The organism is Mesorhizobium sp. M0029 (assembly GCF_040323735.1).
Classification (GTDB): Bacteria; Pseudomonadota; Alphaproteobacteria; order Rhizobiales; family Rhizobiaceae; genus Mesorhizobium.
In genome coordinates this window covers 302,672-318,405 of sequence record NZ_JAMYVF010000003.1, presented here as the reverse complement: position 1 = coordinate 318,405, position 15,734 = coordinate 302,672, and the positions used below count along the sequence as shown (strand labels likewise).

General features: G+C 63.6%; 12 protein-coding genes. 7 read left to right on the top strand and 5 right to left on the bottom strand.

Features of this window, described 5'->3' with window-relative positions:
* Positions 1-325: 325 nt before the first annotated feature.
* Positions 326-1,564 carry a CmpA/NrtA family ABC transporter substrate-binding protein gene (locus NKJ76_RS07545; protein ID WP_352537176.1) on the bottom strand — a complete coding sequence of 413 codons (1,239 nt, stop codon included), beginning with the start codon at positions 1,562-1,564 and terminating at the stop codon, positions 326-328.
* 2 nt (positions 1,565-1,566) lie between these two features.
* Complete coding sequence (locus tag NKJ76_RS07540) at positions 1,567-2,169, bottom strand: ANTAR domain-containing response regulator (RefSeq protein WP_352537107.1); 603 nt, start codon at positions 2,167-2,169, stop codon at positions 1,567-1,569.
* 282 nt (positions 2,170-2,451) lie between these two features.
* Here NKJ76_RS07540 and NKJ76_RS07535 point away from each other — a divergent pair, with 282 nt between their 5' ends.
* On the top strand, positions 2,452-4,740 hold the full coding sequence (locus NKJ76_RS07535) for a mechanosensitive ion channel family protein (protein WP_352537106.1): 2,289 nt from the start codon (positions 2,452-2,454) through the stop codon (positions 4,738-4,740).
* A 177-nt stretch (positions 4,741-4,917) separates the two neighbouring features.
* Here NKJ76_RS07535 and NKJ76_RS07530 read toward each other — a convergent pair whose 3' ends face one another.
* The 3 genes from NKJ76_RS07530 to NKJ76_RS07520 form a co-directional block, all read right to left on the bottom strand.
* Positions 4,918-6,405, bottom strand: coding sequence for an aldehyde dehydrogenase (locus NKJ76_RS07530; RefSeq protein ID WP_352537105.1), 1,488 nt, complete (start codon positions 6,403-6,405; stop codon positions 4,918-4,920).
* Complete coding sequence (locus NKJ76_RS07525; protein WP_352537104.1) at positions 6,402-7,595, bottom strand: cytochrome P450; 1,194 nt, start codon at positions 7,593-7,595, stop codon at positions 6,402-6,404. The genes NKJ76_RS07530 and NKJ76_RS07525 overlap by 4 nt, the downstream gene beginning before the upstream one ends.
* A 62-nt stretch (positions 7,596-7,657) precedes the next feature.
* Positions 7,658-9,106 carry an APC family permease gene (locus NKJ76_RS07520; protein WP_352537103.1) on the bottom strand — a complete coding sequence of 483 codons (1,449 nt, stop codon included), beginning with the start codon at positions 9,104-9,106 and terminating at the stop codon, positions 7,658-7,660.
* A gap of 166 nt (positions 9,107-9,272) precedes the next feature.
* Between NKJ76_RS07520 and NKJ76_RS07515 the strand changes: the two genes are divergently transcribed.
* From NKJ76_RS07515 to NKJ76_RS07490, 6 genes are read left to right on the top strand one after another with little or no spacing between them, the layout of a single operon-like run.
* On the top strand, positions 9,273-10,043 hold the full coding sequence (locus NKJ76_RS07515) for an IclR family transcriptional regulator (RefSeq protein ID WP_352446547.1): 771 nt from the start codon (positions 9,273-9,275) through the stop codon (positions 10,041-10,043).
* Complete coding sequence (locus tag NKJ76_RS07510; RefSeq protein ID WP_023686943.1) at positions 10,043-11,326, top strand: Tm-1-like ATP-binding domain-containing protein; 1,284 nt, start codon at positions 10,043-10,045, stop codon at positions 11,324-11,326. The genes NKJ76_RS07515 and NKJ76_RS07510 overlap by 1 nt, the downstream gene beginning before the upstream one ends.
* On the top strand, positions 11,323-11,985 hold the full coding sequence (locus tag NKJ76_RS07505) for an HAD family hydrolase (protein WP_023820914.1): 663 nt from the start codon (positions 11,323-11,325) through the stop codon (positions 11,983-11,985). Before NKJ76_RS07510 ends, NKJ76_RS07505 begins: the two co-directional genes overlap by 4 nt.
* Before the next feature lie 20 nt (positions 11,986-12,005).
* Positions 12,006-13,355: an aminotransferase class III-fold pyridoxal phosphate-dependent enzyme gene (locus NKJ76_RS07500; RefSeq protein WP_352537102.1), complete on the top strand. Its 1,350-nt coding sequence runs from the start codon at positions 12,006-12,008 to the stop codon at positions 13,353-13,355.
* A gap of 33 nt (positions 13,356-13,388) precedes the next feature.
* Positions 13,389-14,696: an aminotransferase class III-fold pyridoxal phosphate-dependent enzyme gene (locus NKJ76_RS07495; protein ID WP_023751795.1), complete on the top strand. Its 1,308-nt coding sequence runs from the start codon at positions 13,389-13,391 to the stop codon at positions 14,694-14,696.
* The gene (locus NKJ76_RS07490) at positions 14,693-15,724 is read left to right on the top strand and encodes a phosphotransferase enzyme family protein (protein ID WP_352537101.1); all 1,032 of its coding nucleotides are present in this window, start codon (positions 14,693-14,695) and stop codon (positions 15,722-15,724) included. Before NKJ76_RS07495 ends, NKJ76_RS07490 begins: the two co-directional genes overlap by 4 nt.
* Positions 15,725-15,734: the final 10 nt, after the last annotated feature.

Genomic DNA, 15,734 nt, shown 5'->3' with positions numbered 1-15,734 from the left:
TGAACGCTTCGTCGAGTGGCCCAAAACAAAAAAGCCGCCGTCCAGGCCTCGCGCGTCCGTACATCCGGGATCGCGTCGTTGACCTGAGCGGCAGCTTTGCCTGTGGCGCCCGCCATTGGACGCCTGTTCCGTGACCCGCGAAGGGTCTGGCTAATTCAAAGCAGGAACCGTGCCAGTTCTGAGTGAAACGAAAAACCTAAATGAAATCAACATTACGCGCCAGACGCCGGCACGCGAGGCGACATCGCAAGCAGGTCAAAGATTGTTCATTACAGCAATCGCACGCACATTTTTTGTGCAATGCACAAGAATGGCGCGAGAATGATCAGGTTTCCGCGCGAGCGACTTTCTGGCGCGCTATATAGCCGTCGATCTCGTCGGGGTCGAAGGTCTGACCGTCGAAGAAGCCGTCCGGCCCAAGCACCAAGCCTGCCCCAGTCGCACCGACAGCCGTGGCGACCTTAAGCGCGCCCTCGACCTTCGCATTGGCGCCGGGAAGTGCAACGCCAAGCGGCTTTAGCGCCGAGCGGTAGAGGTCCGGACGGTAGCAGTCACGGGCGATAGCAAGGTTTTCCGGCGTGTGCTCGACATGCCCCCAGCGCACCATCTGCGTATAGAACCACAGCGCATGGCTCTTCCACGGAAAGTTCGCCGCCTTGTCGAAGGGCAGGAAGAAGTCGTCGACATCCAGTTCGGCGCCGCCGCCCAGTTCAAGATGGCCGGTCAGGATCGGCATCTGGACAGCTGGTGGCAGGCCGAGGAAGCCAGCTTGAGCCATCACACCAGCCAGTTCGGCGTGGTTGCCCGGATCCTGGCACCAGCGCGCCGAATGATGCAGCGCGCGCAGCAATGCTGCCAGCGCGACCGGGTTCTCCTGCGACCAGGCCTTGCGCACGCCGATCACCTTCTCCGGACTGTTGCGCCACAGCAGCGCCTTGATGGTGACGATATGGCCGGTGCCGGCGGCGACCGAGGCGCTGTTCCAGGGCTCGCCGACGCAGTAGCCGTCGATCCGCCCGGCGACCAGCGCATCGGCCATGAAGGGCGGTGGCACGATGACGATCTCGATCTCGCGCTCCGGATCGATGCCGCACCCGGCAAGCCAGTAGCGCAGTTCGTAATTATGCCCCGAATGCGGGTGCACCACGGCAAAGCGCAGCGGATCGCCGCCAGCCCCGGCGCGGTCGCGAATGAAGGCACCGAGGGCTGCGCCCGCGCGCGCGGGCTCGAGATCGGGTATGGCGCCGTGTGCCGCCATGCCTTCCCAGACAGCGTTGGAGATGGTGACGCAATTGCCGCCAAGCCCGAGCGAAAACGGCACGATGGTCTCGGAAGCAAGCGGCGTCAGCCCGAGATTGCAGGCGAGCGGCATCGGCCCCAGCATGTGCGCCAGGTGGAAATGGCCGATGGCGATGCGGTCGCGGATGTTGGCCCAGGAGGTCTCGCGGTGCAGTGTGAGATCGATGCCCTCGCGTGCGGCAAATCCAAGCTCACCCGCCGCAACCAGCACGGCACTGTCGAAGAGCGGCATGAAGCCGGCGGTGATCTGGTGCTCGGCGCTCATGCTCATTCGTCCTCCGACGGCCCGAGCAGCCCGGCGGCAGTCACCAGGCTCTGGGCAATGTCGCCGATCTTGCGGTTCTGGTTCATCGCCGTCTTGCGCAGGAGCGTGTAGGCGGCCTCTTCGGTCAGGCCGCGCGACTTCATCAGGATGCCCTTGGCACGGTCGATCACCTTGCGGCTCTCAAGCTCCCCTCGAACCTCTTCCAGCTCGCGCGCCATGCGCGAGAAAGCGTTGAAGCGGCTGACCGCCATGTCCAGGATCGGCTTGACGCGCTCTTGCCTGAGGCCTTCGACGACATAGGCCGAAACGCCGGCATCGACCGCCGCTTCGATCGATGCCTGGTCCGATCGGTCGACGAACATGGCGATCGGCCGCTTCACCGCACGCGACAGCTGGAACATGTTTTCCAGCATGTCGCGGTTCGGGTTTTCCAGGTCGATGACGATGACGTCCGGCTCGATCTCGGAGATGCGCCGCGCAATGCCGGTCACGTCGTGGATGACGGTGACCCGCTCATGGCCGGCCTCGCGCAAACCTGCCTCGATGATCGCGGCGCGGATACGGTTTTCGTCGATGACCAGGACGGCGAGTGAGCTGCGGACCATGCGTGCATTGTGGGCAAGGTCGCAAAATTGTGCAATGCGGCATGGTCACAGGCTCCCGCCGCGGAGCAACCGACGACCGACAACGACCCGGTCTAGGTGGTCGGGACAAGGAACGCAGCGCAACGCTGGCGCTGGTGATGACAGCCTTGCCGGTCGCCTGGTGCCCTACCCAACGGTCTAGGTGCGATGAGACTTGCACCGCAACATCGGCTTGTTAAAGGTGGGGGCAACGACGGACATAGCTGTCCTTGCTCGCCGATCTGACCGGAAGGTTACCGCACGATGCTGCTCATGAAACGACGATTGGGAGCCAGCAAGCTGGCGCGCCCGGCACGGCGTCTCGGAGGCCTGACGACGATGTTTGCCCTGATTGCCGGGCCGCTCATCCTTGGCATCGCCCTCCTGCTGGCTGGCCCGGCACAGGCGCAGTCACCGGCCGCCGTCGCGCCCGACAAGGTCAAACAGCTGTTCGAGCTTCTCGACGATCCGTCGGTGAAGGCCTGGGTGGCCGAGCAACGAAATCCGGCCGCTGGATCAACGGAAGCGCCTGCCGAGGCTGGCGCTCCGCCGGCCGACGCCGTGGCCGCACCGAGCCAGATGAATACAATGGCATCCTCGACGCTCGATCGGATCAAGCATCACATCGAGAAAATCGTGCGAACCGTGCCCACACTGCCGGGCCAGTTCGCACGCGTCCGGGCCCAGACAATGGACGATATGTCCAGCAAGGGCCCCGTCAGCATATTGGTGCTGATTGCGATCTTTATCGCTGCCGGCCTGGCGCTCACCTGGGCAATATACAAGCTCACCCGTCCATTTCGTCTTTGGATCATCGCGCAACCCAGAGATACGCCCATCGGGCGGGCCAAGAAGATCGGCGGCCGCACGCTTTATTCCAGCATGATGATCGGCTCGTTCGCGCTGGGCAGCGCCGGTGCGTTCATGCTGTTCGACTGGCCAGCGCTCATCCGCGAGATTGTGCTGACATTTCTGATGGCTGCGGTCTTTACGTGGGCTGTGCGCCTATACGTGATGGCCACGCTCGTCCCTTCTTTCATGGAGGTCGAGCACGCCATCGAGGTTCGTGCCCTGCCGATCACCAACGGAGCTGCTGACCATTGGGCTTATTGGCTGCCCCGGATCGTCGGCGTTTTCGCCTTCTTCGCCGCCGCGTTTGTCCTCTTGCCGGGTCTCGGCATAGACCAGGACGGAATGATGGTCCTGTCCGTCGGCGCCGATTTCATCCTGCTGTTGCTCTTCCTGCTGGCCATTTGGCGTCGGCCAAGGACGCAGCGAGACGGCGCGCGCCACAGCGGTCACACGGCAGTGACATGGTTGTTGACGGCTTATTTCGTCGTTCTGTTCCTCGAACGCATTGCCGGCCTCTACACATTCTTCTGGTTTACCTTCACCGCATTCTTCCTGCCTTTGGCAATTGTGCTGACAGAGCGCGGGGTTAATTTCGTCCTGCGGCCCGGTTCGGAAGATGCGGGCCGGCCGACGATCCCGGCGGTGACGATCGCTGTCATCGATCGCGGTATCCGGATGATTTTCATCCTCGCGGCGGCTTACCTTCTCGCACGCGTACTGGGCCTGGACATGCAATCCATGCGCGGCAGCGATACGACCACCACGCTCATATTGCGCGGCTTGATCAACGTCGTGGTCATTGCCCTTGCTGCCGATTTCGGCTGGTCGATCATCAAAGCCTTGATCGAACGAAAGCTGGGCGTCGCGATACCGCAAGCGGTGGTGAGCGAAGAAGACATCCTCACCCTCGATCCGCATCAGGCGCGGCTGCACACGCTGTTGCCGATCATCCAGAACATTCTGCTAGCAGTGATCATCGTGATGGCGGTGCTGATGATGCTCGCTTCGATCGGCATCCAGATCGGCCCGCTGATCGCCGGCGCCGGCGTCGTCGGCGTCGCGGTGGGTTTTGGTGCGCAAACCATCGTCAAGGACGTGATCTCTGGCGTGTTTTATCTGCTCGACGATGCTTTCCGTGTCGGCGAATACATTTCATCGGGCAGCTACAGGGGTACGGTGGAGAGCTTTTCGCTGCGCTCGGTGAAGCTGCGCCACCATCGTGGTCCGCTGTTCACGATACCTTTCGGCGAACTCGGCGCCGTGCAGAACCAGAGCCGTGACTGGGTCACCGACAAATTCAACATCACCGTTGGCTATGACACCGATATCGACTTTGCTCGCAAACTGATCAAGCGAATTGGCCTGGAACTGGCGGAAGATCCGGAGTTCAAACACTGGGTGATCGAACCGATCAAGATGCAGGGGGTGCAGGAGTTCGGCGAGTACGGCATCGTCTTGAGGGTCAAGGTCACGACCAGACCTGGAGGCGCCTTCAGCATGAAAGGCAGGTTCTTTTTGCGCCTCCGCCAGGCCTTCAAGGAGCAGGGCATCGAGCTCCCATTCCCGACCGTTCACGTCCAGGGGCTGCAAGACCCGCATGGGTCAGAGAATGCGCCTTTGGAGATCACACCCGAATTACGAATGGCCGTCGCCCAGTCGCACACCAATCGGCGCAGAAAAAAAGCGAGCACAACGGAGTAGGACGCCGTGATACCGGCCGGCCGCAACACGGCTTTCCGCGCAAAACCAGGACCCACGACACCACGCTAGTCGGAATTGCCGATAGCGGTGACGCGATCGCCGCCAACCAGCACCAGCGTGGCGTTTCTGAGGCCAAGCTTGACGAAAAGAGCAGATACGCTGGCCTTTCCGCAAGGCTCAGAGCGCAATCCAGGCGGTCTTGAGGTCGACAAATTTCTCCAGCGCATGCAGCGACTTGTCACGGCCGAAACCGGACTGTTTGACGCCGCCAAGCGGCACGGTGATATCGGCTCCGCCATAGGTGTTGACGTGGACGACACCGGCGTTGATGGCGCGCACCATGCGATGGGCCGTGGAAAGATTGGCGGTCCACACCGCCGAGGCAAGTCCGTAGACAGTGGAGTTGGCGAGATGCACCGCCTCCTCCTCGGTCTCGAAGCGCATCACGCCGAGCACCGGTCCGAACACCTCCTCGCGCGCCAACTGCATCTCTTGCGTCACGTTCTCGAAGATCGTCGGCGCCATGTAGCTGCCGCCAGTCTCGGTCAGTATCCGTTCGCCACCGGCGACGAGACGGGCGTCTTCGGCTTGCGCCATGGCGACGAAGCCGAGATTCTTGTCCAGCTGTTCGGCGCTCGATACCGCACCGATATCGCTGGCGAGATCGAGCGGGTCGCCGACCTTGAGCCGCGTGGTTGCCGAGACAAGTTCGTCCATGAAAAGATCATAGACCGACGACTGGACGAGCAGACGCGAGCCCGCCACGCAGACCTGGCCTGAATTGCGAAAGATGCCGTTGGCCGAGACGACCGCCGCCTGCTTCAGGTCCGGAGCGTCGGCAAAGACGATGTTGGGCGACTTGCCGCCAAGCTCGAGGAAGACCCGCTTCAAATTGGAACGGGCGGAATATTCGAGCAGCCGCCGGCCGACCGGCCCCGATCCGGTAAAGGCGATGGCGTCGACATCCATGTGGAGGCCAAGCGCTTCGCCGGCGACAGCACCATGCCCGGTAACGACGTTGAACACGCCTTCGGGAAGTCCAGCCTCGCTTGCGAGTTCGGCCAGCCGCAGCAAGGTCAGCGAGGCGATCTCCGGCGGCTTGACGACGACGCTGTTGCCGGTGGCCAGTGCGGGCGCAATCTTCCAGGCGCCGATCATCAGCGGGAAGTTCCACGGCACGATGACGCCGACGACACCGAGTGGCTCCCTGTGGATCAGCCCGAGCACATTGTCGGCCGTCGGCGCGATCTCGCCATAGACCTTGTCGATCGCCTCGGCGTAGTAGCGGATGGTGCCGGCCGCCGACAGTGGCTCGGCCTTGTAGGCCATGCCGATCTCGGTGCCGTTGTCGCGCACGCCAAGCACGACCAGCTCGTCGACATGTTCTTCGATCAGCTCGGCAAATTTCGTCAGCACCTTCTTGCGAAAGGCAGGGGCGGCGCGCGACCATGAACCCTTCTCGAATGCTTTTCGCGCCGATCGGACCGCGCGATCGATGTCGGCGGCATTGCCGTCGGCGATGCTGGCAAAAGGGCGGCCGTCGATCGGCGAAATCACCGCCAGCGTCGCGCCGCTCGTCGCTGCGGCCTGTACGCCATCGATAAACAAGCCCCGCTCGCCGATCTCCGTCTTGCGCAGCGCGTCGATGGCATTCTGGCTGATCATTGGTGGCGGACTCCCAGGGAAACATACAACGTGGTTGGCGCTCGGAATTCCCAGCCGCGAAACACCGGCACCTTGCCCGGCACCAGGCTGAGATCGGGGAAGCGCAGGAGCAGCAGCCTTAATGCAAGGCACATCTGCTCGCGCGCGAAAAACCGGCCCGAACAGAAATGATGACCAAAGCCGAAGGCGGCATGATTGCCTTCCCTGCGGTTGATGTCGAAGCGGTCTGGATCGGCAAAGCGGCTCTCGTCGCGGCTTGCCGAGGAGACAAGTGCAGCGACCGCGGCGCCGGCAGGGATCGTTACGCCGCCAAGCTCGACCGCCCGCGTCGTCTGCCGCGTCTGGGTGCCGATCGGCGCCACCCAGCGCAAGCCTTCATCGACAGCCCTGGGCACAAAGGTCTCGGGATCGGCGAGCACCTGCCGCAATTGTTCGGGATGCGCAAGCAGGCCGGCGAGGATCGAACCGGCACCATGTCCGGGCTCCTGCATGCCGCCAAGCAGGATGACCTTGATGCTTGGCATCAAGAAATCGATCGGCCGCGTCGTGCCTTCCGGCATGCCGTCATGCAGCATATGCGACAGCGCCGAGTCGTCGGGTGCGCGCGCCAGTCTATCCAGAGTCGGCCGGATGGCTGCGCCGACCTCGGCGCTGATCGCGTCGGCGATCTCTTGCCGCTTCGGGTCGTTCTCGAAATTGATGGCGCCCTGCGCAAGGCCATAGAACCAGCGGCGCAGCGTCGGCATGTCGATGTCGGCAAGGCCAAGCGAGCGCGCCAGGCTGAGCGTCGACACCGGCTCGAAATAATCCGCCATCAGCTCGGCGGAGCCTTGTTCGGCGATCCGGTCGAGAAAAGGTTCGGCAATCGACCGTACGAGATCGCCGGCATAGGCGGCGACGGTGCGCGGCCGGTATTTCCGATCGACGCCTTGGCGCAGCTGTCTATGCGTTTCGCCGTCGGTAGTCAGGATGGTCGGCTTGCCGAACGAGCGTTCGACCGGAGACGTACCGACGACGGCGGAGAAGATGTCGGGTGACTTTGCGACGGTCTCGACGTCCTTCCAGCGGGTGACGAACCAGAGATTGACCGCCGGCACGAAAGCGACAGGCGCGCTGCGCCGCAGTTCCGCATAGATCGGATACGGATCGGCTTCCAGCGCCTCAACGGTGATGCTCTCGGCAAAGCTCAACGCAGTTACTCCCTTGCGATGGAAAGGGGCGGCGCCGAACGCGCTACCCCTTGTCCTTTGTCCTAGTCCTTCAGCGGCACGCCGAGATTTTCGAAGGCAACCGGATCCCGGCTCTTCAACGCACCGGCAAGCAGCAGGCCGATCACCGCGGCAATCAGCACCAGCCCCGGCAGCAACACGCCGAGGAAGCCGCTGGCGCCCGACAGGCCACCGAAATTAATGACGATCAGGTAGATGATGACGACGAAAGCGATGAAAGCCAGCCCAGGCAGGATGGTGGTCTTCAGCGCATTCTCCTGCGTCGACGGGTTGGCGCGGAAGTACATCACCACGGCGAGCGAGGCCACTGCCATCATGACGATGACTCCCAGCGTCGCGACATTGGTCAGCCAGGAAAACAGCGCCAGAACCGGATCGAGGCCGAGTATCGCGAACAGTCCGATGACGATCGCTGCCAACACGCTCTGGATGACGGAAGCAACATGCGGGCTCTGGTGCACTGAATGCGTCACGCCGATCGCTTCAGGCAACAGCTTCTCGCGGCCCGAGACGTAGATGTAGCGGGCAACCGCGTTGTGGAACGCCAGCACGCCGGCAAACAGGCTCGACACGAACAGGATGCCCATGGCGTGCGACAGCATGGTTCCGGCGTAGCGGTCGGACAGGCCGAACAGGAAAGTCGTCGGATCCTGAAGCGCTTGCAGTGCGGGCAACAATTTGTCGACGCCGGCGCCGACCGCCATCAGCCAGGCCGTGACCATGTAGAAGACGCCGATCAGCAACACTGAGAAATAGGTGGCGCGCGGAATGGTCACCTTGGGGTCGCGGGCTTCCTCGGCGTAGATCGTCGTCGCCTCGAAACCGATGAAGGCGGCGAAACAGAACAGGATGGCGATGGCGGGCGAGCCGCTGACGATCTGGCTCCAGCTGAACGGCGCCGCAGAGAGACCACTGTCGCCACCGGTCTTGAGGATGGCGAGGTCTAGCACCAGCACAACGATGTATTCGCACAGCACCAGCACCGTCAGGATCTTGGCCGACAGGTCGACCTGGCGGTAGCCCAACACCGCGACGATGGCAACGGCGATGAAGCTCCACACCCACCAGGGCAGGTCGATGCCCCAGCCGGCGAACAGGCCGGCGGTCGCGGCCCCCAGCAGGCCCATGACCCCGATCTGCATGGCGTTGTAGGACAGGATCGCGATGATTGCGGTTGCGCCGCCGGCAAAACCGCCCAGCCCGCGCGCGGCATAGGCATAGAAGGCGCCGGCATTGCCGACATGGCGCGACATGGCGACGTAGCCGACCGCAAACAGCAGCAGCAACACGGTCACGATAAGATAGGTGCCGGCAAAGCCCGCCCCATTGCCCATAAGCATGCCGAGCGGCGTGCCGCCGGCGACCGCGGTGAGCGGCGCCGCCGCCGAAATCACCATGAAGGTGATAGCGCCGACGCCAAGACTGTTCTTGCGCAGCCTGTTGGCGGGCACCTGTTCCGAAACTGCTGACATTTGTCCCTCCAGTCTTACGAACCCCTGGGTTCGCGGCCGCTCGGCCTGTTCCCTGAATGCCATTGGTTCATTATTTGAACCCTTATTTTGAATATAGACTTGCAAAGAATGCGGATGCCTGTCAAGTTAATTCACACATTAAGTTTCTGTCCGAGCGGGAGGCTGGATGGGTACGGTCGGCAAGGCGATTTCACTTCTGGAGCTGTTCACGGCGGACGAGCCCGAGCTCGGACTTTCCGATCTCGCGCGGCGGTGCGCCTTGGACAAGGCGACGACGCGGCGGCTGCTGATGGCGCTTGGCGGCCATGGCTTCGTCGAGCAGGATGCCGGCACGCGGCACTATCGCCTCGGCGCCGGCCTGTCGCGGCTGGCGCGTATCCGCGAAGCCTGCTTCCCGTTCCTGCAAACGGCAATTCCCGTGGCGCAGGATTTGGCGGGTTCGACAACCGAGACGGTGCATCTGTCGGAATTCGGCGTCGACAGGCTGATCACCGTTTATGTCGAGCATTCAAGCTGGGCAAACCGGGTGAACATCGATGTCGGCCAGCTTCTGCCGCTGCATTCCACCGCCTCCGGCATCGCCTATCTCGCCTTCGCCGACAACGCGACCGTGAAAGCATGCCTGACAGGTTCGCTTGAGGCCTTCACCGATCATACCCTCGTCGAGCCGGCCGCCATTTCAAAGTCGATCGGCGAGGCGCGCGACCGCGGCTATTCGATCTGCGACCAGGGCCATGAGGACGGCGTGATCGGCGTCGCGGCTGCAATCCGCGCCGCCGATGGTCTTGCGCTGGGGACAATTGCGGTGGCAGCCCCGAAGGCCAGGACGACACCGGCTACGATCGTGGAACGAGGGCTTGCGGTTGTGACCGCGGCACGGGAGATTTCGATGCGCCTCAATGGCGAAAACCTGCAAACCCTGAGGAGGCAGGCCTGATGTCTGCAGATATGGCGACGCCCCGCATCCTGGTCATCGGCACGGGCGACACCAAGACCGACGAACTGCTGTTCATGAAAGCGTGTATCGAGGCATCCGGTGGCCGCGCCGTGATGATGGATGTCAGCGTGCTGGGCGCCCCCGCCTATAGTCCCGATCACGACAAGCATGCCGTTGCGCGGGCCGCTGGCGTGACGATGGCCGAAATCGTCTCGAGCGGCGACGAAAACACCGCCATGACATTGATGGCCGTCGGCGCCGTTCAGCTGGTGCGCCAGCTTCACCAGCGCGGCGAGATCGACGCCTTCATCGCCATCGGTGGTTCGATGGGAACCGATTTGGCGCTCGATGTCGCGCTGTGCCTGCCGCTCGGCGTGCCGAAATTCGTCGTCTCGACCATCGCCTACTCGCATCTCATTCCGCCCGAGCGCGTCGCGCCCGACCTGATGATGATCCTGTGGGCAGGCGGGCTCTACGGCCTCAACACCATCTGCAAGCTGGTCCTTTCCCAGGCCTGCGGCGCGGTGGTCGGTGCGGCGAGGATCGTGCTTGCATCCCGTGCTTCGGCCCCGGCGGTCGGACCGACCATCGGCATGACTTCGCTGGGCAGCAGTTGCCTGCGCTATATGAAGACGCTGAAGCCGGCGTTGGAGCAGCGCGGCTATGACGTCGCAGTCTTTCACACCACCGGGATGGGGGGCCGGGCCTTCGAATCGATCGCCAGCCAGGACCATTTCTGCGCGGTGTTCGACTTCAGCCTGCAGGAGATCACCAATCATCTTGCCGGTTCGGTCGTCAGCTCCGGCGCCGACCGGCTCGAGAATGCCGGCGCCCGCGGCATTCCGCAGATCGCAGCCCCTGGCGCCGTAGACATGGTCGATTTGCCGACCTGGCAGGCGCTGCCGACAAAGTTCGCGCAGCGGCCATTCCATGCTCATAACAGGTTGATCGGCTCGATCACCGTCGATGCCGCCGACCGCCGTGAAGTCGCCAGGACCATCGCCGCCAAGCTCGGTGCGTCGAAGGGGCGCTCCGCTTTCATCCTGCCCTCCGGCGGCATCCAGGAATGGGATGCGCAGGGCGAGCCGCTGTACGAACCCGAAGCCCTCGCGGCGTTCACCGATGAGATGCGCAAGGCCATTCCCGCCGGCGTCGAGTTCCACGAGATCGACGCCCACATCAACAGCGACGAGTTCGTCGGCAAGGCGCTCGAAATCTTCGACCGCTGGGTCGAGGAAGGCATCATCCCGCGCGGCATGCCGGCCAAGGGAGTGGCTGCGTGAGCGCTGTTCCTGCCCAGGCGCTCGTCCTCGATTTCGGCGGCGTCGTCACCCGGACCCTTTTCGAGACCCATGCCTTGACCGAACAGGCGCTCGGCCTCGCGCCGGGAACGCTGCAATGGCACGGGCCGTTCGACCCGGATTCAGATCCGCTGTGGCGCTCCATGCAGGCCAACGACATCAGCGAGCGCGATTATTGGCGCACCCGCACCAGCGAAGTCGGCCGGCTCGTCGGCGAGGACTGGGAGGCAATGGAGACATTCGTCCAGCGCGCACGCGGAGCCGAGCCGGAAAAGATCGTGCGGCCCGAAGCCGTCCGCGCCATCCGGACCGTACATGCGGCGGGATTTCGCCTGGCGATCCTGTCCAACGAGCTAGATCTGTTCTATGGCGCCGGCTTCCGTCAGCGGCTGCCGCTGCTCGAGCTGTTCGACACCATCGTCGACGCCACCTATACCCGCATCCTCAAGCCCGATCCGCGCGCCTATGCCTTGGTGACCGAGGCGCTTGGCCTGCCTGCCCGCGCCTGTGTGTTCGTTGACGACCAGCAGCGCAATGTCGATGGCGGCCGTGCCGCCGGCATGCGCACCGTTCATTTCGACGTCGCGCGGCCGGCACTTTCCTATGCCGAGGCCCTCGGCCATTTCGACCTCATCTCCTGAGACATTTGCGGAGCCTTGCGATGCGCGACATCAATTTCCTCACCGAGAAAAACGCCAAGCCGATCTGGCATCCGATGGCACACCCGGCCGAGATGCGGGCCAACCCGCCAAAGGTGATCATGAAAGGCGAAGGCGTGATGGTCACCGACATCGACGGCAACACCGTGCTCGATGCGGTTGGCGGACTGTGGAACGTCAATCTCGGCTACTCCTGCGACCCGATCAAGAAGGCCATCGCCGACCAGCTCAGCGCCCTGCCCTACTATTCCGGGTTTCGCGGCACGTCGACCGGCCCGTCGATCGAGCTCGCTTACGAACTCAGCGAATGGTTCGAACCGGAAGGCATGGTGCGGACCTTCTTCACCTCGGGCGGCTCGGATTCGGTCGAAACCGCACTGCGGCTCGCCCGCCAATACTGGAAGATCCGCGGCCAGGGCGACCGGACAAAATTCCTCGCGCTGAAGAAGGGCTATCACGGCACCCATTTCGGTGGCGCGTCAGTCAACGGCAACGCCAATTTCCGCCGCAACTATGAGCCGCTTATGCCCGGCGTCTTCCACATTCCCGCACCCTGGACCTTCCGCAATCCGTTCGATGAGACCGATCCGGCGCGGCTGGCCAAACTGTGCGCCAAAGCGCTGGAGGATGAGATCGCCTTCCAGGGCGGCGACACCATTGCCGCCTTCATCATGGAGCCGGTTCTCGGCGCCGGCGGCGTCATCGTTCCGCATGACAGCTTCATGCCGCTGGTCCGCGAGATATGCGACCGCCACGAAATCCTGCTGATCGCCGACGAGGTGGTCACGGGCTTCGGTCGCACCGGCGCCTGGTCGGGTTCGCGGCTATCCGGCGTGAAGCCGGATTTCATGACCATCGCCAAGGCGATCACCTCGGGCTATTTCCCGCTCGGCGCCACCTTGATCGGCGCCAAGGTCGCCGACGTCTTCGAGGCCGACAACACCAGCTTCGGGGCGATCGGTCATGGCTATACCTATTCCGGCCATCCTGTCGGCTGCGCGGCAGGGCTGGCTGCACTTGCCGAGACCAAGCGGCTTCGCCTGGACGAGAACGCAGCCGCGCGCGGCATCGAGCTCGCGGCGACGCTGGAGGGGCTAAAAGCCAAGCACGCGATCGTCGGCGACATCAGGTACAAGGGCCTGATGGCTGCGCTAGAGCTGGTCTCCGATCGCACGACGAAAAAGCCGGTGGACAAGAAGACCATGGCCGTGGTTTCGGAAGCCACTTATGACGCCGGCGTCATGCTGCGCGTGTCCGGCAACAACATCATCCTGTCGCCGCCGCTGATCATCGGCGCCGCCGACGTGGCAAAGATCGGCGAGGCCATCGATGCAGGTCTGTCGAGGGCCTGATAGACCCGCTGACGCAATGGAGTTTGGTACGCAATGACCCAATCTGAGAAGAACCCGAGCGAGGAAGCGCTCGTCAAGCGGCGTGCCCGCCTGCTCGGCGCGAAATCGCAATTGTTCTACGACGAGCCCGTGCACCTGGTGCGCGGCGAAGGCGTCTGGCTCTACGATGCCGACGGCCGCAAATATCTCGATGCCTACAACAACGTCGCCCATGTCGGCCATTGCCACCCGCATGTGGTCGAGGCCTTGTGCCGTCAGGCAAGCCTGCTCAACACCCACACACGCTATCTGCACACCGCAATTCTCGACTATGTCGAGCGGCTGACGGCGACCTTCGATGCAAGCCTCGCCACCGCAATCCTGACCTGCACCGGCAGCGAGGCCAACGACATCGCGCTGCGCATGGCGCAGGCCGCCTCCGGCAATATGGGCATCATCGCCACCGACGCCACCTATCATGGCAACACGACGGCGGTTTCGCAGCTGAGCACGCGCATGCCTCCGATCCGCGGCCGCGCCCCCCATGTCAGGCTGGTGCCGGCCCCCGACAGCTATCGCCATCCCGATGCGATGGCCAATGGCAAGGCCTTTGGCGACGCCGTGCGCCAAGCGATCGCCTCGCTGGCACAGGATGGCATTGGCCTGTCTGGCATCATCTTGTGTCCGCTGCTCGCCAATGAAGGTTTCCCGGCTCTGCCCACCGGATTTTTCGACGACGCCTTGGGGGCCGTGCGCGAAGCCGGTGGTCTGGTCATCGCCGACGAAGTGCAGCCCGGCTTCGGCCGCACCGGCAGCCATTTCTGGGGCCATCAGCGCGCCGGCTTCGTCCCCGACATCGTCACCATGGGCAAGCCGATGGGCAATGGCCATCCGATCGCGGCCGTGGTCACCACCAAGGAGATACTGGCGACCTTCCGCGACGCTTTCCGCTACTTCAACACCTTTGGCGGCAACCCGGTCTCCTGCGCGGTCGCCAATGCCGTCCTCGACGTCATCGAACAGGAAACCCTTGTCGCCAACGCGCAAGACGTCGGCGCCTATGCGCTCGGCCTGCTGCGCCCGCTGGCCGATCGGCATGAGTGCATCGGCGAGGTCAGGGGGGCCGGACTGTTCTTCGGCGCCGAGCTGGTCCACGACCGCGACACGCGCGAACCGGCGCCCGACATTGCCGAGCAGGTCGCCAATCGCATGCGCCATCGCGGCGTGCTGATGGGCAAGACCGGCATCCACGGCAATGTGCTCAAGATCCGCCCGCCCATGCCGTTCTCGCGCGACAATGCCGACTTCCTGATCGGCCTGCTGGACGAGGTGCTGGGCGAAGTCGGCGGAGTGCCGGCGTGAATTCTGTTTCCACCCAATCCGAGCCCGAAACGGCAGCCGATGTCACGGAGCTCGCCAGGCGTGCGCTCGAACATTGGGGCGTCCGCAACTCTGAGCCGGAACTTCTGAAGCACCGCGAGAACGCCGTCTTCCGCGTGCGGCTGCCGGATGGCCAGCCGGCAGCCATGCGCATCCACCGCCTCGGCTACCACACGGACGCCGCGCTGCGTTCGGAACTGCAATGGATGGGCTTCCTGCAATCCGCCGGCGTCGCCACGCCGTCTTGCGTCGCAACACAGGCCGGCGATCCGTTCGTGCTTGTCAGCACGGCCACCTCGGCGCAGCCCCGGCAGGCCGATTGCCTGAGCTGGCTGGAAGGCCGCGCCGTGGGCGCACGCGGCGTGCCACTGGTCTACACGGCCGACCAGTCGATCCAGATCTTCACGGCGATCGGGCGGACCATCGCCCATATGCACAATGTCACTGCCTCCTGGACGCCGCCCGCGGGCTTCGCCCGCCATGCCTGGGACTTCGACGGCTTCTTCGGGGCGAACCCGGTCTGGGGCCGGTTCGAGACCTCGCCCTTTCTCGATGGTCCTCGCCGCGCGCTGGTCTTGCAGGCGCGCGACAAGGCAGTGAAGGCGCTGTCGCAACATGAGCGCAGCGCGCGCAATTTCGGCATCATCCACGCCGATCTGGTGCGCGAAAATGTGCTCATCCATGACAGCGCGGTGCGCATCATCGATTTCGACGATTGCGGCCATGGCTGGCACATGTACGATCTTGCCGTCGCCCTCTACCAGAACCGCGAGGAGGCGATCTACCCGCTGATCGAAACCGCTTTGCTTGACGGCTACCAGCAAGAGCGTGCGCTGACCCCGCAGGACATCGCCGCATTGCCTCTATTCGCCGCCTTGCGTGCCTTCGCGTTTCTTGGCTGGGTGCAAAGCCGCGTCGAAGGCGACATCACCAGGGATGTCGGCTTGCGCATGTCGACCATCGCAGCCGATGTGGTGATTGACTACTTGCGCGGCGAACAGCCCAACTGACGAGCCGATG